This is a genomic window from Xanthomonas arboricola (assembly GCF_002940665.1).
GTDB classification, from domain to species: domain Bacteria; phylum Pseudomonadota; class Gammaproteobacteria; order Xanthomonadales; family Xanthomonadaceae; genus Xanthomonas; species Xanthomonas arboricola_B.
The window spans coordinates 1,232,373-1,253,755 of sequence record NZ_MIGY01000002.1 but is presented as its reverse complement, the minus strand read 5'-3'; the positions used below and the strand labels follow the sequence as shown (position 1 = coordinate 1,253,755).

At 66.2% G+C, this 21,383-nt stretch carries 24 protein-coding genes; 18 read left to right on the top strand and 6 right to left on the bottom strand.

What is annotated here, in order from left to right; genetic code table 11:
* Positions 1-91: 91 nt before the first annotated feature.
* The 8 genes from XarjCFBP7645_RS12600 to XarjCFBP7645_RS12565 all read left to right on the top strand — a co-directional run bounded on the left by XarjCFBP7645_RS12600 (position 92) and on the right by XarjCFBP7645_RS12565 (position 5,600).
* Positions 92-373: a hypothetical protein gene (locus tag XarjCFBP7645_RS12600; RefSeq protein ID WP_016902660.1), complete on the top strand. Its 282-nt coding sequence runs from the start codon at positions 92-94 to the stop codon at positions 371-373.
* A gap of 43 nt (positions 374-416) precedes the next feature.
* A complete protein-coding gene (locus XarjCFBP7645_RS12595) occupies positions 417-683 on the top strand; it encodes a hypothetical protein (protein WP_181126313.1) in 267 nt (88 codons plus the stop codon).
* A 93-nt stretch (positions 684-776) separates the two neighbouring features.
* Positions 777-1,370, top strand: coding sequence for a DUF4142 domain-containing protein (locus XarjCFBP7645_RS12590; RefSeq protein ID WP_104537724.1), 594 nt, complete (start codon positions 777-779; stop codon positions 1,368-1,370).
* Positions 1,371-1,568: 198 nt separating this feature from the next.
* Positions 1,569-2,498 (top strand): epimerase, encoded by a 930-nt coding sequence (locus XarjCFBP7645_RS12585; RefSeq protein WP_104537723.1) that lies wholly within the window; start codon positions 1,569-1,571, stop codon positions 2,496-2,498.
* Positions 2,499-2,636: 138 nt separating this feature from the next.
* Positions 2,637-3,302 (top strand): response regulator transcription factor, encoded by a 666-nt coding sequence (locus XarjCFBP7645_RS12580; RefSeq protein ID WP_104537722.1) that lies wholly within the window; start codon positions 2,637-2,639, stop codon positions 3,300-3,302.
* Positions 3,299-4,483 (top strand): ATP-binding protein, encoded by a 1,185-nt coding sequence (locus XarjCFBP7645_RS12575; protein ID WP_104537721.1) that lies wholly within the window; start codon positions 3,299-3,301, stop codon positions 4,481-4,483. The genes XarjCFBP7645_RS12580 and XarjCFBP7645_RS12575 overlap by 4 nt, the downstream gene beginning before the upstream one ends.
* A gap of 94 nt (positions 4,484-4,577) precedes the next feature.
* Positions 4,578-4,877, top strand: coding sequence for a hypothetical protein (locus tag XarjCFBP7645_RS12570; RefSeq protein WP_429001463.1), 300 nt, complete (start codon positions 4,578-4,580; stop codon positions 4,875-4,877).
* Positions 4,878-4,937: 60 nt separating this feature from the next.
* Positions 4,938-5,600 carry a DUF3313 domain-containing protein gene (locus XarjCFBP7645_RS12565; protein WP_104537720.1) on the top strand — a complete coding sequence of 221 codons (663 nt, stop codon included), beginning with the start codon at positions 4,938-4,940 and terminating at the stop codon, positions 5,598-5,600.
* 459 nt (positions 5,601-6,059) lie between these two features.
* Here XarjCFBP7645_RS12565 and XarjCFBP7645_RS12560 read toward each other — a convergent pair whose 3' ends face one another.
* Entirely contained in the window at positions 6,060-6,878 is an 819-nt protein-coding gene (locus XarjCFBP7645_RS12560) for a histidine biosynthesis protein HisIE (RefSeq protein WP_104537719.1), read from the bottom strand.
* Between the two features lie 241 nt (positions 6,879-7,119).
* Here XarjCFBP7645_RS12560 and XarjCFBP7645_RS12555 point away from each other — a divergent pair, with 241 nt between their 5' ends.
* The 7 genes from XarjCFBP7645_RS12555 (at position 7,120) to XarjCFBP7645_RS12525 (ending at position 13,451) form a co-directional block, all read left to right on the top strand.
* The gene (locus XarjCFBP7645_RS12555) at positions 7,120-8,559 is read left to right on the top strand and encodes a Do family serine endopeptidase (protein ID WP_104537718.1); all 1,440 of its coding nucleotides are present in this window, start codon (positions 7,120-7,122) and stop codon (positions 8,557-8,559) included.
* 115 nt (positions 8,560-8,674) lie between these two features.
* Positions 8,675-9,037: a hypothetical protein gene (locus XarjCFBP7645_RS12550; RefSeq protein WP_046344877.1), complete on the top strand. Its 363-nt coding sequence runs from the start codon at positions 8,675-8,677 to the stop codon at positions 9,035-9,037.
* A 3-nt stretch (positions 9,038-9,040) separates the two neighbouring features.
* Positions 9,041-9,529, top strand: coding sequence for a hypothetical protein (locus tag XarjCFBP7645_RS12545; RefSeq protein ID WP_104537717.1), 489 nt, complete (start codon positions 9,041-9,043; stop codon positions 9,527-9,529).
* On the top strand, positions 9,526-9,909 hold the full coding sequence (locus tag XarjCFBP7645_RS12540) for a hypothetical protein (protein WP_104537716.1): 384 nt from the start codon (positions 9,526-9,528) through the stop codon (positions 9,907-9,909). Before XarjCFBP7645_RS12545 ends, XarjCFBP7645_RS12540 begins: the two co-directional genes overlap by 4 nt.
* Before the next feature lie 183 nt (positions 9,910-10,092).
* Complete coding sequence (locus XarjCFBP7645_RS12535) at positions 10,093-11,199, top strand: AI-2E family transporter (protein WP_104537715.1); 1,107 nt, start codon at positions 10,093-10,095, stop codon at positions 11,197-11,199.
* A 100-nt stretch (positions 11,200-11,299) separates the two neighbouring features.
* Positions 11,300-12,037: an HAD family hydrolase gene (locus XarjCFBP7645_RS12530; RefSeq protein WP_104537714.1), complete on the top strand. Its 738-nt coding sequence runs from the start codon at positions 11,300-11,302 to the stop codon at positions 12,035-12,037.
* 43 nt (positions 12,038-12,080) lie between these two features.
* Positions 12,081-13,451, top strand: a complete 1,371-nt coding sequence (locus XarjCFBP7645_RS12525) for a leucyl aminopeptidase family protein (protein WP_104537713.1) — start codon at positions 12,081-12,083, stop codon at positions 13,449-13,451.
* Between the two features lie 52 nt (positions 13,452-13,503).
* Here XarjCFBP7645_RS12525 and XarjCFBP7645_RS12520 read toward each other — a convergent pair whose 3' ends face one another.
* Both XarjCFBP7645_RS12520 and XarjCFBP7645_RS12515 read right to left on the bottom strand, forming a co-directional pair.
* The gene (locus tag XarjCFBP7645_RS12520; protein WP_104537712.1) at positions 13,504-14,259 is read right to left on the bottom strand and encodes an anti-sigma factor family protein; all 756 of its coding nucleotides are present in this window, start codon (positions 14,257-14,259) and stop codon (positions 13,504-13,506) included.
* On the bottom strand, positions 14,256-14,771 hold the full coding sequence (locus XarjCFBP7645_RS12515; protein ID WP_104537711.1) for an RNA polymerase sigma factor: 516 nt from the start codon (positions 14,769-14,771) through the stop codon (positions 14,256-14,258). The genes XarjCFBP7645_RS12520 and XarjCFBP7645_RS12515 overlap by 4 nt, the downstream gene beginning before the upstream one ends.
* A gap of 162 nt (positions 14,772-14,933) precedes the next feature.
* Between XarjCFBP7645_RS12515 and XarjCFBP7645_RS12510 the strand changes: the two genes are divergently transcribed.
* Entirely contained in the window at positions 14,934-16,031 is a 1,098-nt protein-coding gene (locus tag XarjCFBP7645_RS12510) for a catalase family peroxidase (protein ID WP_104537710.1), read from the top strand.
* A complete protein-coding gene (locus tag XarjCFBP7645_RS12505) occupies positions 16,028-16,570 on the top strand; it encodes a cytochrome b (RefSeq protein ID WP_104537709.1) in 543 nt (180 codons plus the stop codon). The genes XarjCFBP7645_RS12510 and XarjCFBP7645_RS12505 overlap by 4 nt, the downstream gene beginning before the upstream one ends.
* A 162-nt stretch (positions 16,571-16,732) precedes the next feature.
* Here the strand turns inward: XarjCFBP7645_RS12505 and XarjCFBP7645_RS12500 are convergent, their stop codons facing one another.
* The 3 genes from XarjCFBP7645_RS12500 to XarjCFBP7645_RS12490 all read right to left on the bottom strand — a co-directional run bounded on the left by XarjCFBP7645_RS12500 (position 16,733) and on the right by XarjCFBP7645_RS12490 (position 19,584).
* A complete protein-coding gene (locus XarjCFBP7645_RS12500) occupies positions 16,733-17,521 on the bottom strand; it encodes a ThuA domain-containing protein (protein WP_104537708.1) in 789 nt (262 codons plus the stop codon).
* Positions 17,522-17,702: 181 nt separating this feature from the next.
* Positions 17,703-18,305 (bottom strand): response regulator transcription factor, encoded by a 603-nt coding sequence (locus XarjCFBP7645_RS12495; RefSeq protein WP_104537707.1) that lies wholly within the window; start codon positions 18,303-18,305, stop codon positions 17,703-17,705.
* A gap of 91 nt (positions 18,306-18,396) precedes the next feature.
* The gene (locus XarjCFBP7645_RS12490; protein WP_104537706.1) at positions 18,397-19,584 is read right to left on the bottom strand and encodes a sensor histidine kinase; all 1,188 of its coding nucleotides are present in this window, start codon (positions 19,582-19,584) and stop codon (positions 18,397-18,399) included.
* A 433-nt stretch (positions 19,585-20,017) separates the two neighbouring features.
* Between XarjCFBP7645_RS12490 and XarjCFBP7645_RS12480 the strand changes: the two genes are divergently transcribed.
* Positions 20,018-21,262 (top strand): efflux RND transporter periplasmic adaptor subunit, encoded by a 1,245-nt coding sequence (locus tag XarjCFBP7645_RS12480; protein ID WP_181126312.1) that lies wholly within the window; start codon positions 20,018-20,020, stop codon positions 21,260-21,262.
* Positions 21,263-21,383 lie beyond the last annotated feature (121 nt).

Genomic DNA, 21,383 nt, shown 5'->3' with positions numbered 1-21,383 from the left:
GTTCGTTGAATGGTCGGGTTCGATGATCATTCGTTGACACAGCCACAGTTACCCTGCATGTCAAATTGTTTAACCCGGACTACGCGAAGTCATGAGCAGAGACCCATCCGTCATCGATGTACAAGCCGAGATCGCGCATTGGCAGGCGCGACACGCGCAGGGCAACCTGGGTGCAGGCAAGTTCAGCGAATTGTCTCCGGTGGTGAAAATGGCCTGCGACATCTACCTGCAGGCGCCGCGGTCGAGCGATCAGGAACGTCTGCGCCTGTTTCGCGACCGCCTGGAGCATCACTTCATCTCATCCAGCACACAGTCCAACTACGAGCAATTGGCAACCGATTGCTGGCAGCGGCTGGGTACACGTAATAGCTGAGCAGGCAAATATCGAGCAGGACCGTTACTTATTGGAGAGCACCATGAAAACCCCGTATCAAGTGCAGCAGGAGCTGGAGCGATTGGAGCGGCTGGTTCCGCACATCGTCAGCGACCAAGGCGACCGCGCGGAGGACATCCTAGGCTTCCATATTGCCAGCCTGCTGGGCAGTGCCCCGACCAGCGAACACGCGCTGATTCGCGAGCGCACTGCACGCATGGCGCGTGTGTGCCGCACCGCACAGGACACGGTGCGCGCGCCGGCCAGGCCGCTTGGCCTCGGCTCTGTCATCCAGCCGCAGATGGCTTGATCGGCAGGCGCCGATCCTCGCATCACCGGAGCCGCGTAGCGGCTCCTTTGCATTTCCCCGTCGGCTACGTTGGCCGCATTTTTTAGGATCTCCATGAAATCCCTTCTTGTCGCGACATCGCTCCTTGCCGTGCTTTCCCTTACCGCTTGCGATCGACCCGGCGGCGATGCATCGCGTACTGCGCCGGCAGTATCGCCCAAACCCACTGCCGCACCGATTAGCGGAACCGGTGCGGCCGAATTGGCCAAGGGCGACGCCGCCGTGCTCGGCGTGCTGGCGGCGCTGGATGAAAACGAAATCGCGCTGGCCAAGCAAGCCATTGCGCAGGATCTTGGCGGTGCGACCGACACGTTTGCCAAGCAGCTGCTGCACGACCACGAAGCCGACCTGGAAAAGAGCAAGGCGCTGGGTGCCACCGGCAACCCCCGTGCCGATGCAATGCGCGCCAAGGGCAAGGCGGCAGTGGATGCACTGGCAAAGACATTGACCTTGCCCGATGGCAAGGACGCATACCGCAATGCCTTCCTGCGCACGATGGTCAGCGATCACGGCGACACCATCAAGATCATCGATGCCGAACTGCTGCCCGCCGCCGAAAGCGCGCCGGTCAAACAGCATCTGGAAGAAAGCCGGCGCGTGGTGTCGGCGCACTTCGAGCGTGCCCACGCGGTATCCTCCTCGCGCTGAGCCTGTTGCATCGGCACCCATCCGACGCGCCGGCCTGCCCGGCGCGTTTGCGTTTGGGGCTTGTCGGTCCGGCGCGCCCTACGTCCGTTCGCCATCCTGTTGCCACACGCGGCCAACACAGCACGTGCAGTAGTGACTTCACTTCGCAGCAGGCGGCGCTGGCCTATCGTGCCGCATCGATTCTGCGCAGGAATGCCCATGCAGTTGCTCATCACCGGTGGCACCGGCTTCATCGGCCAGGCCTTGTGTCCGGCACTCGTGCAGGCCGGGCACCAGGTCTGCGTGCTGACCCGCGACCTGCGGCGCGCAGCGCGTCGCCTGCCCGGCATGACTGTGGTGGACACGCTGGACGGCGTGCAGGCCGATGCGGTCATCAATCTGGCGGGCGAGCCGCTGGCTGCCGGCCGCTGGACCGATGCGCGCAAGCAGCGCTTCCGCGCGTCGCGCTTGGGCATGACCGGCCAGCTGCACGCCTGGATCGCGCAGCAGCCGGCCGAACAGCGCCCGTCGGTGCTGATTTCCGGCTCGGCGGTGGGCTATTACGGCGAGCGTGGCGACAGCATCCTGACCGAGGCAGACCGCGCCGGCGACGATTTCTCTGCACAGTTGTGCCGTGACTGGGAGGCCGAAGCGACCAGGATCGCCGCGCTCGGCCCGCGCGTGAGTTGGGTCCGCACCGGCATCGTGCTCGATCGCGACGGCGGCGCCCTGGCCCGTATGCTGCCGGCGTTTCGCTTTGGCGGCGGCGGCCTGGCCCGTATGCTGCCGGCGTTTCGCTTTGGCGGCGGCGGCCCGTTCGGCGATGGCCGGCACTGGATGAGCTGGATCCATCGGGCCGACATGGTGGCGTTGCTGCTGTGGTTGCTGGAACAGGGCCAAGCCGGTGCCTACAACGCCACCGCGCCGACCCCGGTCACCAATACCGAGTTTGCGCGCACCCTCGCCCACGTGCTGCATCGCCCGGCGCTGCTGGCGCTACCAGCCGGCCTGCTGCGCCTGGGTTTCGGCGAAATGGCCGAGCTGCTGCTGATCAGCCAGCGCGTGCTGCCGCAACGCGCCCTGGATGCCGGCTTCCGCTTTCAGTACGTCCGCCTGGAAGCGGCGTTGCGCGCCATCTTGCAGCGCTAGCGTGTGCGCCGCCTGGCTGGACCCTGCGCGATGAGCGGCGCTGCAACGGACTGTCGGGCCATGCACTAATATTTGCCTAACGACCATCTCCGACAGTGCTGCGGATCTCGGACTGGCCCTGAGCCCGGCGGAACACCTATGCACCTGCTGCTTGTCGAAGACGACACCATGCTGGCCAACGCGATCTGCGATGGCGTCCGCCAGCAGTCTTGGACTATCGACCACGTCGGCAGCGCCAACGCCGCCAAGACCGTGCTGGTGGACCACCGCTACACCGCAGTACTGCTGGATATCGGCCTTCCGGGCGAGTCCGGGCTGACGGTGATCCGCTTCATGCGCGGCCATTACGACGCCACGCCGGTGATCGCGTTGACTGCGCGCGGCCAGCTGACCGACCGCATCCGCGGCCTGGATGCCGGCGCCGACGACTACCTAGTCAAGCCATTCCAGTTTGACGAGCTGATGGCGCGATTGCGTGCGATCACCCGACGCAGCCAGGGCCGCGTGGTGCCGTTGCTCGCGCAGGGCGATGTCTGCGTGGACCCGAGCAACCGCAAGGTCACCCGGGACGGCAAGTGGGTGGCACTGAGCTCGCACGAATATCGCCTGCTGCTGGCACTGATGGAGCGCGCTGGGCGTGTGGTCACCAAGGATCAACTGGAAGAAGGCGTCTACGGCGGTCCGTCCGAAGGCGGCAGCAACATGATTGCGGTGTACGTGCACCAGCTGAGACGCAAGCTGGGCGATGAGCTGATCTCCACGGTGTATGGCCAGGGCTACATGGTCGGCAAGGCGCCCGAATGAAATCGCTGCAGGCGCGCATGCTGGCGGCGCTGGCCGCGATCGTGTTGTTGAGCTGGTCCACTTCCCTGTGGATCCTGGTCGCCCTGGTCACCCAGGGCCAGCACAGCGTGTTCGAGCAGGAGCTCAACATGTTCGGCGACCAGCTGATCAGCGCCCTGCCCGACGCGCTGGAGCACCGCTTCGATACGCCACCGGAACCGTCGGCTGCGGTCGACGTGCATACCCCGATCGGCAATGTCTCCTCGCGGATGAGTTTCAAGCAGACCTTGATTGCGATGGTGCTCAACACCTTGCAACTGGGCGTCCTGGGTGTGCTGGTGTGGTGGGCGGTACGCACCTCGCTCGCACCGCTGCGCGCCATTTCCGGCGCCATCGCGCAACGCACCGGGCTGGAGACCGAACCGGTGCCGCTGGCGCAGGTGCCGGACGAGATTCGTCCGCTGATCGGCTCCTTCAATTCCCTGCTGGCCCGCGTGGAAAAAACCGTGCAGGCCGAACGCGATTTCGTGGCCGACGCCGCGCATGAACTGCGCACGCCGCTGTCCGCGCTGCATGCCTACGCCGAGGTCGCGCTGCGCGCGCCCACGCTGGAAGCCAAGGACGCGGCGCTGCAGCAGCTGCTGGAAACCGCGCGCCGCAGCAACCGCCTGGCCGAGCAACTGCTGGATCTGGCGCGGCTGGATGCAGGCATCAGTTCGGCGACGTACCAGCAGATGGACATGGGCGAACTGATCTCGCATGTGCTGGACGAATTCAGCGTGCAGGCCGATGCCCGCCACATCAATCTGCAGGTGGAGGCATCGCCGTGCCTGCTGCGTTGCGATGTGGATGCGGTGGGCATCCTGATCCGCAATCTGGTCGACAACGCCATCCGCTATGGTCGGCCCTACGGCATGGTGGAAGTGAGTTGCGGCTATTGCCTGCGCGCCGATGCGCTGCATCCGTTCGTCCAGGTCAGCGATGACGGCCCCGGCGTGCCGGAAAGTGCCCACGCGTCCATCTTCGAACGTTTCTACCGGATTGCCGGCAGCCAGGTGCAGGGCAGCGGGATCGGGCTGTCGCTGGTTGCCGGTATCGCGCGCCTGCACCAAGCCACCATCGAAACCTGCGAAGGCCACGAGGGCCGCGGCCTGTGCGTGCGCGTGGTGTTCGCCAGCGAGGGCATGCGCCACACCGGCTGAACGCACACGGCGCGCGGCAATCGTCCATCGCCCAACCCAATAAGTTTCCAACATCCGCTGCCTACAGTGCACTCACCGCACGCATCCAGGATGCATGGTGATGTTTCACTCGATCCGTTCCATCCCGCTTCCTCCCTCCGCCGCCGTTTCGCTGCTGGCACCACCTACGGCTGCCAACGACAGCGTTGCCCCTGCTCCTGTGGCCGACGTGCCCCTACTGGACTTCCGCTGTGGCCGCACCGGCACGCGCAATCGCGACATCTGGAGCGGGCTGCCTGACATCCGCAGCGCACGTCAGGCGCGCCGGCTGCGGCAGTTGGCCAAAAGCGGTGCGTTGCTCACTGCCGCCGCGATGGTGTCCGCGCTGGCGGTGGCCAGTTATCTGATGCATTGAGCGCGCGGCCTCGGTCGCGCGCGATTGCCCCCATCTGCTCCACTTTCCAGGTATTTGCCCATGTCGCCCCATTTCCCTGTCCGTTGCTGCGCGTTGCTGATTGTCGGCGTGACGCTGATCGGTTGTGCCAGTACGCGCCCGATGCCCTACAGTCAGTTGCCGTCTTCGAGCTATCTGCGCCCGCATGATGGCAGCCGTGGTGACCGCATGCCGTACGCCTATCAGAGCGAGGTGGATTGGACGCGCTACCGCGCCGCACTGGTCGAGCCGGTCACCATCTATCGCGGTCCGGACGCGCAGTTCGAAGACGTTCCCGAGCAGGACAAACGCATGCTGGCCGATTACATGCAGCAGCAATTCGGCAATGCGATCGGGCGGCGTTGGCAGCGCGCCACGGTGGCCGATCGCGACACCTTGCGCGTGCGCATCAGCCTGACCGGTGCCAAACCCAGCAAGCGAGTGCTGGGCACTTTCATGAAGGTGGATCTGGGCGGCGGTTCCTATAACGCGGTGCAGGCCGCACGCGGCAAGGAGGGCGCATTCTCCGGCTCGGCCAGCTACGCGGTGGAAATCTTCGACGCGCAGAGCAACCGCCTGCTCGCCGCCTATGTCGAAAAACAGTATCCGAGCGCAATGAACATCAAGGCCAGCCTGGGTGCCTACGACGCGGCAAAGGCAGGTATTCGCAAGGGCGCCGAGCAGTTGGTCGAGGGTATGAAGTAGCTGGGATTGGGGAATCGGGAATCGGATTATCGGAAGCGATGGCTTCTAGTTTCCTTCTCCCACCGGGAGAAGGTGCCCCGCAGGGGCGGATGAGGGCGCGGGCGAAGCCTCGCGACTCCGGAACGACACGCGAACTTGGCCGGCGCCTCACCCCAGCTTTCGCTTGCGGCACGGGCGCTCCAAGGCACGCGCGCCACGGCGCGCAGGCCTTGCCTTCTCGCTCCGTGGGGAGAGGGGCTCCATATCCCGCATCTGGCAATTGATACGGACGAGATGCCCAATCTGGTTCAGATGTCAGATCCAATCACTTGGCCGATCACATGAGCGCAACAAGAAAGCGATCGCATCGTTAGCGATCAAACTACGACAAAGGCCGCCGCTGTACGAACAGCGGCGGCCTTTGTCAGTTTGCACTGCCCACGCCTTGCCAGCGTGCAATGCCATCTTGGTGTTGCAGTATCAGCGCGTCACGCGTTTGGCCACTTTCTTGCCGACGGCCTTGCGGGCAGCGGTGGTCTTGGCCACTGCGCGCGTGGCCGGGGTCTTGGTGACCTTGGCGGCTTTCTTCAGGGTGGTCTTGGTCACCGCCTTCTTGGGCGGGGCCTTTTTCACTGCGACTTGTCTGGTGGCGGTCTGCTTGGCCACCGGTGCCTTCTTGGCGGCGGGCTTGACGATGGCCTTGGCGACCGGCTTCTTGACCGGGGCCGACTTGGCGGCAGCCTTCTTTGCTGCCGCGCGCGCGCCCAGCGTGGCCACCGCGCTCTTGCGCGCTGCGCTCTTGGCAGCGGTCTTGGCACTCAGCGTTGCCGCTTCGGCCTTGGCATTGGCCTTGGCGGTTTCCAGCTTCTGCTTGGTGCTGGCCTTGGTGTCGGCCAGCTTCTTTTTAGCGGCATCGGTGGTGCTGCTCAGCTTCTGCTTGGCTGCATCCTTGGTGGATGCGAGCTTCTGCTTGGCGGCGTCCTTGGTGGCGGTCAACTTGTCCTTGGCGGCCTCCTTGCTCGACACCAGCGAGCGCTTGGTCTTGGCCACGCTGCGCTTGACCGTGGTGGCTGCATCGCCAGCCTTTTCGACGACGCGCCGTTCGACCTTGACCACCGCCTTGCGGGCCTTGGCGACGCGGGTCTTGACCTGTGCCACCGCCGTGCCGGCCGCGTCCTGCACGCTGGCCACCGCGTCGCCGGTGGTGCTGGCGATGGCCTCGCCCAGTTCAGTGGCGCTGCTCTTGACGCTATCGACAGCGTCGGACAGGGTTGCCGTTACACCATTGCCGTTGCTCATAAACCCTCCTTAAGGGCACCAGTGCTGAAAAAGCGGGCGATGCGCAGCGGCATGCGTATGCTGAACAGGCATCGGATCAAGCGGACGCTACGCCGGGCTCAAGCGACTGTCAACGCAGCGACGGGAAGGGATCGGCGGCGCTTTCACCAAGCGTTAAATTGCCCGCTGGCACTCTCGTTCAGCTTGATTTACGCAGTCAGACGCCCTATTCCTCTTCCACCGTGTAACCCGGACCCGTTGCATGCGCCCGCTGCCCACCTTGCTGACCCTTTCCCTGGCCGCTGCCTTCGGCGGATTTGCCGCCACCGGCATCAATGCCTGGATGGACAACCGCGCCGAGGCCACACCGGCCGGTGCCGCCACCGCCTTTACCTTGCCCGCAGCCGCCGCGTTGCCGGCTGCCGTCGCCGGGCAACCGGTGCCGTCGCTGGCGCCGATGCTGCAACAGGCAATGCCGGCAGTGGTGAGTGTCAATACCAAGCAAGTGGTGCGCGTGCGCAACCCGTTCTTCAACGACCCGATCCTGCGCCGGCTGTTTCCGCAGGTGCCGCAGGACCGCATCAACGAGTCGCTGGGTTCGGGCGTGATCATCGATGCGCAAAAAGGCTATGTGCTGACCAATCACCACGTCATCGAAAATGCCGACGATGTGCAGGTCACGCTCGGCGACGGGCGCACGGTCAAGGCCGATTTCATCGGTTCCGATGCCGATACCGATATCGCGCTGATCCGCATCAAGGCCGATAACCTCACCGACATCAAGCTGGCCGACAGCAATGCGCTGCGCGTGGGCGACTTCGTGGTGGCGATCGGCAACCCGTTCGGCTTCACCCAGACGGTCACCTCCGGCATCGTCTCGGCGGTGGGCCGCAGCGGTATTCGCGGACTGGGCTATCAGAACTTCATCCAGACCGATGCCTCGATCAATCCGGGCAATTCCGGCGGCGCGCTGGTCAATCTCCAGGGCCAGCTGGTGGGCATCAATACCGCCAGCTTCAATCCACAAGGCAGCATGGCCGGCAATATCGGCCTGGGCCTGGCGATTCCGTCCAACCTGGCGCGCAATGTGGTGGAGCAGTTGGTGACCAAGGGCGTGGTGGTGCGCGGCACGCTGGGACTGGAGACCCAGAACCTCACCCAGCAGATGCTGCAGGGCCTGGGCGTGGATTCGTTGCGCGGCGCCCTGGTGACGCGCGTGCTGCCAGGGTCCGCTGCCGCCGCTGCAGGCGTACAGCCGGGCGATGTCGTGGTGGCCGCCAACGACCAACGCGTGGACAGCGCAGAGGCGCTGCACAACTATGAAGGTCTGCAGGCGGTGGGTAGTGCGGTGCGGCTGGAGATTCGTCGCGACGGCAAACCGCTCAAGCTCACCGCCACCTTGAAAGAGCAGGATCGCGCGGTCACCGGCGACATGCTCGACCCACGTCTGGGCGGCGCCATCTTCATGGATCTGCCCGAGTCGCTGCGCCAGTCCGGGATTACCGGCGTCATGGTCAGCGAGGTCAAGCGCGGCGGTCGTGCCGCAGCCAACGGTCTGGTCAGCGGCGATGTGATCGTGGCCAGCAGCGTCGGCGAATTTGCCGATCTGGCCAGCTGGCGCGCCAATTTCCAGCGCAAACCGCAGCAGTTGGTCGTGCGCATCCTGCGTGGCAACGCGCAGTACGACGCGTTGATGCGTTGACGTGGCGTGCACTGTCATCGGCGTGCACTAACACCTCCTACACCGCAGCGATGCTATTGCTGCACCACGCCCGCATGCTATCGCGGCTGCCATCAATGACCGAAGGAGATATCGCATGAGCCCCACCAATACCGACCAGCTGAAAGAAAATCTGAGCGAAGCCAGCACCCACCTGAAGTCTGCCGCCAGCGCCGCAGGCGAAGCAGTCAAAGGCGCCACCAGCGCTGCAGGCGATGAGCTCAAGCTCGGTCGCGCCAATGTCAAGGCAGAGCTTTCCGATACCGCACTGGCCGGCATGGCTGCTGCAGAGTTCGGCGGCGCCGCTGCCAAGGAACAGCTCGATGTGCTGGTCAGCAAGGGGAACGACCTGCTGGACAGTGCAACCGATCTGATCCGGGAGCGTCCGCTGGCCGCATTTGGTGTGGCATTTGCGACCGGTTGGATCATCGCCAAGCTGGCACGTAGCAACGACAACTAAGTCGTGAGCGATCAGGCCTCTACAGCTGCCGCTTCCGACGCGCCCAACGCGCGGCCGGAGACGCCGGGACTGGACGAAAGCGTACGTGCGGTCGGCGCAGCCGGCCGTGCAACGCTTGGCTCGGCCAAGGACACCAGCCGCGCGTTGCGCCGGCTGGTGTCGGCCGACTTGCAACTTGCACGCAGTGCCTTCGGGCGCGGACTGGCCTGGGCATGTGTTGCCGTGGTCTTTGGTGCGTCGTCGTGGTTGTTGCTGGCAGGTGCGATTATTGCGCTGCTGCAACGTGCCGGTCTGTCGTGGTTCCAGGCGATGTTCTTTACCGCGTTGGCCAGTTTGTTGGTCACCGGCATTGCGGCATGGCGGGTGTTCTTCTACTTCGACCACACCGGCTTGAATGCAACACGTCGTCAGCTGATCAAGCTGGGCATCTTTGATGACAGCAGCGACGACGACGATGCCCACGCATCGGCTGTCGATGGAGCACGCACATGAAGTTTGGCACCTTGCGTCAACGCGTCGAACGCGCAGAGTTTCTGGTGGAAGGGCGCGCACAGGAAACGCGCCTGCATTGGGGAGAGTTGCGTGATACCTGGCGTGCCGGGTGGTCTCCGTTGCGGATCGTGGTCGTTGGTTTCGGATTGGGTTTTGTCACCGGCCGTAACGAACCACAGGCGGCATTGGGCAGCATTGCCAGCAAGCTGGGCGGCATCCCGAAGATTCTGCAGATGATCAGCACGATCTCTGCCCTGTTCACCGCACATCGTGCGCAAGAGGCTTCCGAGCAGGCCGAACGCGCCGCGGACAGCGCCGAAGAGGTCGCTGCCGATCCACCGGTGACGGTGGTGCATGCGGCGGTCGATCGCGTCGCCTGAGGATCCGTTCCCGAGCCATCGCTCGGGATCACGCTGACGGATCTGTCATCCACTGTGCGGCAGAGCCCGCCACCGACGCTGTCGAGGACTACGTTATCCGCACGCCCTCTGTGCGCTGCGTTGACGCGCTAGGCTGATAATGGCGCACCGCTGGCAGCACGCCAGTCTGCTGCCAGGGCGCGCATGACTCTTCCCGTCGATTTAATGGATGCTGCCGTTGCGGCAGAATCGCTCCCGCCGCCGCCGGCACCGCGCCCACGCGCACCGGTCTCGTTGGTGGTGCTGGCCACGCTGGCGGTCGGTTACACGCTGTGGGCTGCACAGACGATTATCCTGCCGGTGATGCTGGCGGCGTTCTTTGCCTTGATCGGCAACCCCATCCTGCGCGGTCTGCGCAAGCTGTATATCCCACGCTTTCTCGGCGCCTTGTTGGTGCTGTGCCTGGGCCTTGCCGGTACCGTGACACTGGCCGCGCAACTGGCCGGGCCGGCAGCCGAATGGGTGCAGCAGGCGCCCAGGCAGATGCGCCAGATTGCGCGCGACGTGCGCGATTTCACCAAGCCGGTGATGCAGGCCAACCAGGCCGCGGAAAACTTTGCACGCGCTGCCGGCGGCGACGGCCAGCGCAGTGTGCAGATCGTGCGCACACAGATGGATGACCCCTACAAGGCACTGGTGCGCACGCCGAAACTGGCTGCCTCGGTGCTCGCGGTGGTGCTGCTGACGTTCTTTTTCATGGTCTACGGCGAAAGCCTGCAACGGCACGCGATCGCCTTGCTGCCCAATCGACAGCAACAACGCTTCACCACCGAAATCATGCTGGATATCGAGCGCGAGGTCTCGCGCTACGTGCTCACCATCAGCGTGATCAATACGCTGGTCGGGCTGATCTTCGCCGGCATTCTCTATGCGCTCAAGATTCCGCTGCCCGAAGCGCTGCTGTGGGGCACGGTGGTGGCGCTGCTCAATTTCGCGCCGTACGTGGGCCCGTTGATCGGCGTCATGCTGATGCTGCTGATGGGCTTTGTGGAATTCCGCACCACCCTGTCGGCGATGCTGCCGGCGATCCTGTACCTGGCGCTGCACACCATCGAAGGCCAGGTGGTCACCCCGATCGTGCTCGGCCGCCGCATGGCGATCTCGCCGTTGATGCTGATCCTGGCGCTGATGCTGTTCGGCTGGCTGTGGGGCATGGTCGGCCTGCTGCTGGCGGTACCGCTGCTGGTCTGCATCAAGATGGTGCTGAGTCGGGTGGAAGCAATGCAGCGTTGGGCCAGGCTGCTGGAGTAGCGGGGAATCGGGAGTTGGGATTCGGGAGTCGCAAGGGCAGTGGCTGCGCTCTAGCCATTCTTGATTCCCGACTCCCCATTCCCGGCATTACAATCGCGCGATGAGCTTCCACATCAGCGCCATCACCCTCGACCTCGACGACACGTTGTGGCCCTTTGCGCCGATCGGGGCGCGGATCGATCAGGTGGTGTACGACTGGATGCGCGAGCACAGTCCGGTTACCGCCGAGCGGTTCCCGGTGGAGGCGATGCGCGACCTGCGCGAGCGCAGCTTTGCCGACAACCCGCACCTGCACCACGATCTTAGCGCGCTGCGGCGGTTGACGCTGGAAATGGCGTTGCGCGAGAGCGGCGGCGACCTGGCCTTGCTGGAGCCTGCGTATGAGGTCTTCTACGCCGCGCGCAACCAGGTGGAGTGCTACCCGGATGCGCTGGACGCGCTGGCGCGTATCGCCGCGCATGTGCCGGTGGCAGCGCTCAGCAACGGCAATGCCGATCTGCAGCGCATCGGGCTGATGCATCACTTTGCGTTTCAGCTGGGCTCGCGTGAGCACGGCAGCGCCAAGCCGGATCCAAGCATTTTCCTGGCCGCATGCGCGCGCCTGGAGGTGCCGCCGGCGCAGGTGCTGCATGTGGGCGACCACGTGCGCATGGACGTGCTGGGCGCGCTGGATGCCGGGCTGCGCGCCTGCTGGATCAATCGCGATGGAGCGCAGTGGTCGCACCCGACCCAGCAGCCGGATCTGGAGTTCGACTCCATGACCGGGCTGGCCGATTGGCTGGACGCGCAGCAGCCGCACCCTGGCGCCGCACACGCCGGCATCCGTCTTCCCGCCTGAGCCACTTTTTGCTCGGCGCCGGGCGCCGCTTCCGAGGATTTCCATGTCGCAGCTCACCGGTTTCATCGATCCCAACGCCGCAGCCTTGCCACTGCATGTGCTCGACCGCGAAGGCTTTGCACGTTGGTGCGCCGAGCAGCCCACGCGCGTGCTGTCGTGGGCACAGGCGCAACGGTTCGATGCCGCGCCGGGCAGCGTGCTGTTGTTGCCGGGCGAACAGGGACTGGCCGGCGCGGTGCTGGGCATCGGCGACCGCGCCGATGCCTACGCCTACGCGCATGCACCGATGGCGCTGCCGCCGGCCAGCCGCTGGACCCTGGCCAACACGCTGAGCGAGAACGAGCAGGCACTGCTGCATCTGGGCTGGGGCCTGGGTGCGTACCGCTTCTCGCGCTACCGCAAGGTGCCGCGCGTACCGGCCGAACTGGCCGCCACGCCGGCGCCACAGACACGTGCCTTGATCGAGGCCTGCATCCGCGTGCGCGACTGGGTCAACACCCCGACCGAGGACATGGGCCCGCAGCATCTGGAAGAGGCCACGCGCGCACTGGCGCAAACGCACGCCGCCCAGGTCAATGCCATCGTCGGCGAGCAATTGCTGGCGCAGAACTTCCCCACCATCCACGCGGTCGGGCGCGCCTCGCACCGGGCGCCGCGGCTGATCCAGCTGCAATGGGGCGATGCGGCGCATCCGCATCTGGTGCTGGTCGGCAAGGGCGTGTGCTTCGACACCGGTGGACTGGATCTGAAGCCGGCCGATGGCATGCGCAACATGAAAAAGGACATGGGCGGCGCGGCGCATGCCTTGGCGCTGGCCGGCCTGGTGATGGCGCAGCAGCTGCCGGTGCGACTGACCCTGTTGATTGCGGCGGTGGAAAATGCCGTCGGCCCGGATGCGTTCCGCCCGGGCGAGGTCATCACCACCCGCGCCGGCGTCACGGTGGAAGTGGACAACACCGATGCCGAAGGCCGCCTGGTGCTGTGCGATGCGCTGAGCTACGCCACCGAGCAGCGCCCCGATCTGATCCTGGATTTCGCAACGCTCACCGGTGCCGCACGCATCGCCCTGGGACCGGACCTGCCCGCGCTGTTCGCCAACGACGATGCGCTGGCACAGGCCTGGCTGAGTGCCGGCGAGCAGACCCGCGACCCGGTCTGGCGCATGCCGCTATGGCGCCCGTACCTGCGTTACCTCAACAGCCATGTCGCCGACATGGCCAACGCCGGCTCGCGCATGGCCGGCGCGGTCACCGCCGCGCTGTACCTGGAGCGCTTTGTCGCGCCGGGCCAGCTGTGGGCGCATCTGGACGTGTACGCCTGGAACGACAGCGACCGCCCCGGCCGCCCCGCTGGCGGCGAGGCGCTGGCGCTGCGCTCGGCCTTTGCGATGCTTCAGCAACGCTACGGCGGCTGAGCCCGCCGCCCACGCAGCGCGCGCCATCAGCACGCGCCTCAGGTCGCGCCGGTCATCCCTGGCTGCGCAGCAACGGCGCGATCGTGCGCATGCGTGTCTGCGTCGCCGGGCCGACCAGCGCAAACGCGGTCTCGCCTTCGGCCCAGTACTGCGCCAGTAGACGGCCATCGCGACGTTCGCCGGTGGGCATCGGCCCGCTGCGCGGACGCAGATACAGGCCGATACGCGCGCCGTCGGCATCGCTGTAGACCAGCATCGCTGCCGCGCCTTCGGGTGTGGAAAGCAACTGCCCGCCGCGCAGCACATAGCCCTGCACGCGCAGATCCGGCACCACACCGGCATGGCCGAAATGCGTGCGCAACCACGGTTCCAACTCCGCGCGGCGCTGCACGTCCAACGCAACGCCTGGATGCGCGTCGGCATCGGCAAACAGGCGGTAGGCGGCCACCGCATCGGCCATCGGCACGCGCTGGCTGGCGAACCGGCTTTCGCGCAACTGCCAGCCCAGCCCGGTGCCCAGGCCCAGCGCCAGCACGCAACTGACGGCCATGGCAGCCAGGACCCGGCGGCGTTGCTGCAGGCCACGGCGGAGTGCCGCAGGCGTCAGCGCCAGCGTGGCCATCTCCGACTCCAGGCCGGCATGCGCGGCGCGCAGCGCTTCGGCATCGCGTTTCCAGCCCGCCACGCGTGCAGCCTGCGCCGGGTGCGCCTGCAACCAGGCGGCCACCGCTGCGCGTTGCGCCGGCTCCAGCCGGCCATCGACATAGGCGTGCAGTGCGTGTTCGTCAGGCGGCGGGGTACTGGTCATTTCAGGATCCTCAATGCGGGTACATGGCGCACGTGGCCTTCGTTCAATGCGCGCAGGCGTTCGCGCGCACGCGACAGCCGCGACATCACCGTGCCGATCGGGATGCCGAGGGTGTCGGCCACCTCGCGGTAGCTGAAACCCTCCACGCTGACCAGGAGCAGCAAGGCGCGCTGTTCCGGCGGCAGCAACGCCAGGCTGGCCAGCATGGCGCGGCCGTCGTGCACCTGCTCGGCCGATGCGGACTGGCTGGGCTGCTGCGGCGCGAACAAGCCCACCACGCGCTGCCAGCGCGCGGCGCGTCGCTGCCCGTCCAGAAACTGCCGGTACAGGATGGCGAACAGCCACGGCTGCAGGGCCTCGGCGGTATGGCGGGTGCGCCAACGCCGCAGCGCACGTTCCAGCGTGGCCTGCACCAGGTCGTCGGCGCTGGCGGACTCGCCGCTCAGCGAGCGCGCGAAGCGACGCAGCGCCGGCAGCACGGCACGCAGTTGGTCATCGTCCAGAGCATCCATCGGCAGGTTTGGTGGTGGCATCACACAGTAGACGCGCTGGAGCGTGGACTATTCCCACGATTGATGCGCGTGCCACGACGCCTGGGCGATCACGGGAATAAGTCGGCCTGCACGTCGTCTCACTGCATCGACCACTCACCGCACCGACCACTGGAGCCAGCCATGACCTTGCCACCTCCTTCCCCACCGCCACAGCATGGACGCGTCCGCGTGGCGCCCTTGCTGGGGATCGCCGCGATTGCCGGCGGCCTGGCGGTTGCGTTCGCCTGGACCGCCGACTGGATCGGTGGCGACCGGCTCACCGCCGCGCGCATGACCGACACCATCGAAGCCAGCGGGCCGCCGCATCCGGGCTTTCGCCGCGCGCATACCAAGGGCGTGTGTGTGAGCGGGGAATTCAAGGCCAGCGGCAAGGCCACCTGGTTGTCGTCGGCACGCATCTTCAGCCAGGCCAGCACGCCGGTGCTCGGGCGCATGTCGATCGGCGGCGGCGACCCGCATGGCGCCGATGGCGCGGCCCGCGTACGCAGCATGGCATTGCTGTTGCACAGCGACGACGGGCAGGAATGGCGCACCGCGATGAACAGTTTTCCGTTCTTCGTGGTGGCCACGCCGGCCGGCTTCCAGGCATTGAATGTAGCCTCCAGGCCGGACCCGGCCACCGGCAAGCCCGATCCGGCCAAGCTGGCCGCGTTCGGCAAGCAGTATCCGGAAGCGGCCAAGTTCCAGCGGTGGGCCAAGACCGCAGCGTGGTCCAACAGCTGGGCCAACACGCAGTACAACGGAGTGAATGCGTTCCGCGCGATTGCCGCCGATGGTCGCGAGCGCTACATCCGCTGGTCGATGCGTCCGCATACGCCGTTCCAGGAACTCAGCGCCGAGCAGCGCGCGCAGGCCGATGGCGATTTCCTTGCCACCGATCTGGACACGCGCCTGGCGCAGGGACCGCTGCGTTGGGACATGGTGCTGACCGTGGCCGAACCGGGCGATGCAGTGGACGATCCCTCGCAGCCATGGCCGGAAGGCCGCAAGCAGATCGTGGCCGGCACGGTGTCGATCGATCATGCCCAGCCGCAGGCCACCGGCCCGTGCCGCGACCTGAATTACGACCCGCTGATCCTGCCCAAGGGCATCGCCGGATCGAACGACCCGATCCTGGCAGCGCGCTCGTCGGTGTACTCGCAATCGTTCAACCGGCGCGAGCGGGAGATCGCCAATGGCACAGGCGGCGCCGCCACCGGCCAGGGAGCACACCAATGAGCAGCCGCACGCACTTCAATCTGCCCGCACGCGTGCTGCATTGGTTGATGGCCGCGATGATCCTGACCATGCTGTTCGTTGGCGTGGGCATGGTGGCTTCGGTGACGCAGCGGCCGTGGTTGATCGATCTGCATCGTCCCTTGGGGATCGCGATCCTGATCCTTGCGGTGTTGCGCCTGATCAATCGCCTGCGCAACCGTCCGCCGCCGCTGCCGGCCGACTTGCCGGACTGGCAGAAGGCCGCCGCGATCGCCTCGCACTGGTTGTTGTATGCGCTGATGCTGGGCATGCCGTTGATCGGCTGGGCGATGCTGTCGGCCGGTGCTTATCCGGTCGTGCTGTGGCCGGGCGCGAACCTGCCGGCGATCGCGCCGCACGATCCTGCGCTGTACGCCTGGTTGCGTAGCGCGCATGGCTGGTTGGCGTACCTGTTGTTCGCCACCGTGCTGGGGCATCTGAGCGCGGCGCTGTTCCATGCCTGGGTGCGCCGCGATGGCGTGTTTTCCAGCATGGCACGTGGCGAGCGGTCTGCACGTTGATGGATGGGTCTGGGCTCCCTTGTCCCGCCGGGAGAAGGTGCCCCGCAGGGGCGGCTGCGGGGACGAAGCATCGGGTTCACCGCCGTCTGGAGCGGCTTTGCCCCTTACCCTCACCCCAACCCCTCTCCCCAACCCCTCTCCCGGCGGGAGAGGGGCTAGTGCTTAATGCTGGCGTTTGGTCTTGGCCGCTGGCGCGGATGCTTCGATGCCCTTGCCGGTGGCAGCCCAGTAAATCCCGCCATACAGATGCTCCAGATAACGCGGGTCGTTGTAGGCCTCGGCCAGATGGCCGAGCGCGGTGGCGAACACGCGGCCACCTTCGAAGTGGTGGTACCACGCCACCGGGTGCTGCCTGCCCATGCCCTTGGCGACCTGACCTGGCCAGATCAAGCTGGGGTCGTAACTGGTTTCGTCCACCGTCAGCAGCGTGACCAGGTCATCGCTGTACGGCGGATCGTATTCGTACCATTCGTCGGTCCACACCCAGCGCCTGGGCAGGCCGGCAGTGGCCGGGAAGCCGGCGTCCACCACGTCGACCATCGCGGTCTGCATGTATGGATGGGTGCGGAACGAGCGGCCGATCAGGTGGTCGTACCACTCCCAGTCGCCGCGCTTGATCGCAAATGCCTTGTGCACCGCCACCACGCCGCCACCGTTGCGCACGTAGGCCTGAAAGTTCGCACGCTGCGTGGGATCCAGATCGGTGGCCGGCGTATTGAGCAGCACGATCGCCGCATATTGCGATAGATCGCCATCGAAGGCCTTGGCATTCCACGCCCACACCAACTCGACGTAATGCTTGCGCGCCATCGCTTCGAACTGCGGCTTGGCGACCGGGATATAGTCGTGGTGATACTGGTTGGGAATCGCCGCCACCAGGATCTTGAACTGCTCGGCAGACGCGTTGAATGCGCATACCATCAGTAGACCCAACAGCCACAGAGATTTCATGCCGTTCGCTCGCAGGGGATCGTTCTGGCCCGGCAGTGTACCCGCGCCCGCGTGGCATGCTTTTCGCTTTATTTGGAATCGCTGCAGGTTGCGGCAAGGCACGATCGATACGCGGCAATGCACAGCCCGTGCGATCCGGGGTTGCGCTCGCTGACAGCGCGACGCGTCTGCGTCAGACGCATCACAGCCAGCCTTTCTGCCGCGCCAGCCGATACGCTTCGATGCGATTGGCCACGCCCAGCTTGCCGATGCATTCGGACAGGTAATTGCGCACCGTGCCATGCGACAACTGCAACTGCTGCGCGATCTCGCTGGCAGAGCGGCCTTCGCCCGCCAGCCGCAACACCGTGCGCTCGCGTTCGCTCAGGGGATCGGCTTCCACCCAGGCGTCCAGGGCCAGTTGCGGGTCGATCACCCGCCCGCCACGTTGCACCTGACGCAGTGCGCTGACCAGTTGTTCGGCCGGCGCGTCCTTGAGCAGATACGCCGCCACCCCGGCATCCAGCGCGCGGCGCAAGAAACCGGCGCGGGCGAAGGTGGTGACAATCATCACCCGCACCGGCAGCGCTTGACGCTGGATGCGCTGAGCCAGCTCCAGGCCGGTCAGGCCGGGCATTTCGATATCGGTGATCAGCACGTCCGGCTGCAGGCGTTGCAGGTCGCGCCAGGCACTTTCGCCATCGCCCGCGTTGCCGACCACCTCGATATCGTCTTCCAGTCCAAGCAAGGCGACCAATGCGCCACGCAGCAGCGCCTGGTCTTCGGCCAGCAACACCCGGATCATTGCGCGCGCTCGTATGCAGACAACGGTGGCGCACGATAGCAGTGGTGGTGCCCGCCGTGCATTTCGTGAAACGCAGCGGGCGTGCGCGCGATCAACGCGACTGCGGCAGCAGCGGCACCGGCAATGGCGGCTGCGCCGTCGCCAGCGTGGGCTGCGGCAACGGCACGCTGGCGCGCAGGTGCATGCCGCGTGGCAGCGCGTCCACCTCCAACGCACCGCCCAGGCCGTGCAGACGCGTGCGCATGCCGTCCAGGCCATTGCCGGGCACGATCACCCCGCCCCGCCCGTCGTCGGTGATGTCCAGCACTGCCTGGTCGCGCTGCGCGCGCAGGCTCACGCGCATCCGCCTGGCCTGCGCATGCCGTTGCACATTGGTGGCCGCTTCGCGCACCACCAGTGCCAGTACGGTTTCGTATTCCGGCGGCAATGCCAGCGTTTCCAGCTCGTATTCCAGCACGATGCCGTCCATGTCCAGCAACACCCGCGCCGACGCCAGCTCGGCCACCAGGCCGGCGGCGCGAATGCCGGTGACCGCGCGCCGCACCTGCGCCAGGGCATCGCGCGAAATCTGCGCCACCGCATCGATCTCGCCACGCGCGGCGTGCGGATCGCGCTCGATCAGGCGCGCGGCCAGATCGGATTTGAGCGCCACCAGCGACAAGGTATGGCCGAGCAGATCGTGCAGGTCGCGGCCGATACGTTCGCGCTCGGCGGTGGCGGCCAGCCGGCGTACCTCGTCCTGCGACAGGCGCAACAACGCGTCCTTGCGTTCGTTGATGCTGTACACCGCCCCGACCGCGGCCATGCCCAGTACCGACACCGGCAACCACACCAGCGATTGCAGGTGCATTCCCAGCCAGTGCGCCCAGCCCAGGTAGAGCACGTTCATCACCACCAGTATCGCGAAGTGCCGCCATAGGGCATGCCGTGTGGACGGGCGCAGGCTCAGGCAGGCGAAGACGAAATAGCTGATCCCCGAGGGATACACCGGCAGCAACGCGGCACTCAGCACACCCATCGCCCAGGCGTAGCGATACAGGGTGCCGCGTGGCGCCAGCAACATGCGCGCGTACAGCAGCAGAAACGCCGGATACGACAACAGCGTGCACAGCAGCCAGGTGCTGTCGTACCCCCGCGAGGAAAACACCGGCACCACGAACACCCAGCTCGACCACAGCAGATGCACGCCATCCATCCATGGCGACTGGCCCTGCGCCAGCCGCGCGGCAACCTGCGAATTGGCGGCGGGGCGAAGCCAGGCGGGTAGCGACACACGCATCGGGGTGGGTCCATGTGGGTGATCGGATTCTGCCACTGCCGGGCCCGGCTGCGCGCGCGCTGCTGCAGGTCGCTGCGAACCAGTGCGCTCATGCATCTGCGCTGCACCTGCTCGCGGTGGTCATGCGCAGCACTGACCTGGGCGATCGCGCAGACCAACGACAGCAATGGACGCAGCGCATGGGGGTTCCGGCAGCATGAGGATGCTGCAGCCTCGCCCATCCTGGAAAGCCCGGCCAGTTGCCGCTGTCATGCACGGCAGGTGACAGCTGTCACTGGTGGATGCCGCCGCTGCGGTCGCATGCTGCGCAGCACCTCGCAGCAGCGTTGGTCGCGCTACCGTTCGTCGCCATAACCGTATTGGTGACTTCCGGCAGCTTGCGGCGACGCCCGCGGCCGGTCACATTTCGCGCAGCATCCCGTCCTGGTCATCGATGAATACTTCTGCCGATCTGCTCAAGCAACTGCGTATCGACCGCCAGCGTCCTGCCGCCCCTGAACCTGCACGGCGCGGCGTCTGGATCGTCGCGGCCGTGGTCATCGTCGTGCTGCTGGCGGCCGCGGCGTGGTGGTTCACCCGCCGCCCGGCGGCAAAGGTGCAGACCGCACCGGTGGTGGCGATCAGCGCCGGCAGCAGCAGCGCCTCGGTGCTGGACGCATCGGGCTACGTGGTGGCGCGGCGCATGGCCACGGTGTCGGCACAGGTCACCGGCAAGGTGCGCGAGGTGATGATCGAAGAAGGCATGCGCGTCGAACAAGGCCAGGTGATGGCCACGCTGGACCCGCTGGATGCCGATGCGCAGCGCACGCTGTCGGCATCGCAGCTGTCGGCCGCGCGCAGCCAGGTCGACAACATGCAGGCGCAACTGGCGGTGGCCAATGCCGATGCGACGCGGCTGCAATCGCTGGTCAGCGCGCAACTGGTGTCGCGCTCGCAGTACGAGCAAGCCACCGCACAGCGCGATGCCTTGCGCGCACAGCTGCAGAATGCGCAACGCAATGTGCGCGTGGCATCGGACCAGCTGGCGATCTCGGCGATCCGCTCGGACTTCAACGTGGTGCGTGCGCCGTTTGCCGGCGTGGTCACCGCCAAGGCCGCGCAACCCGGCGAAATCGTCTCGCCGCTGTCGGCCGGCGGTGGCTTCACCCGCACCGGCATCGGCACCATCGTGGATATGGAATCGCTGGAAATCGAGGTGGAAGTGGGCGAGTCCTATATCGGTCGCGTGCAGCCGAAGATGCCGGTGGAGGCGGTGCTCAATGCCTATCCGGACTGGAAGATTCCCGGGGAGGTGATCGCCATTATTCCCACCGCCGACCGCGGCAAGGCCACGGTGAAGGTGCGCGTGGCGTTCAAGCTCAAGGACCCGCGCATCGTGCCGGAAATGGGCGTACGGGTGAGCTTTCTGGAACGGGCCAACGCGCAGGAAACCCGCAAGCCGCAGGGCGTGCGCGTGCCGGCTGCAGCGCTGGTCGAACGCGACACGCGCACGGTCGCGTTCGTGGTCGGCGAGCGCAGCACCGTCAGCATGAAGACGGTCACTCCCGGGATGGTGATGGGCGAGGACCGCCAGGTGGTGTCGGGGCTGCAGGCGGGCGACAGCGTGGTGCTGGATCCGCCGCAAAGCCTGAAGGACGGCGACACGGTAGCCGAAGCGGAAGCGGGCGCTACCGAATAGCTGCGCCGGCAACTGCAGTCACCGCGTGGGCAGCGACGCCGCTCCGGGGAGCGCGGCGCCCACAGTGGCAGCAGTGGCTGATGCGCTCGTGGCAGCTGGATGGCGCTGTGATCGCGCAGAG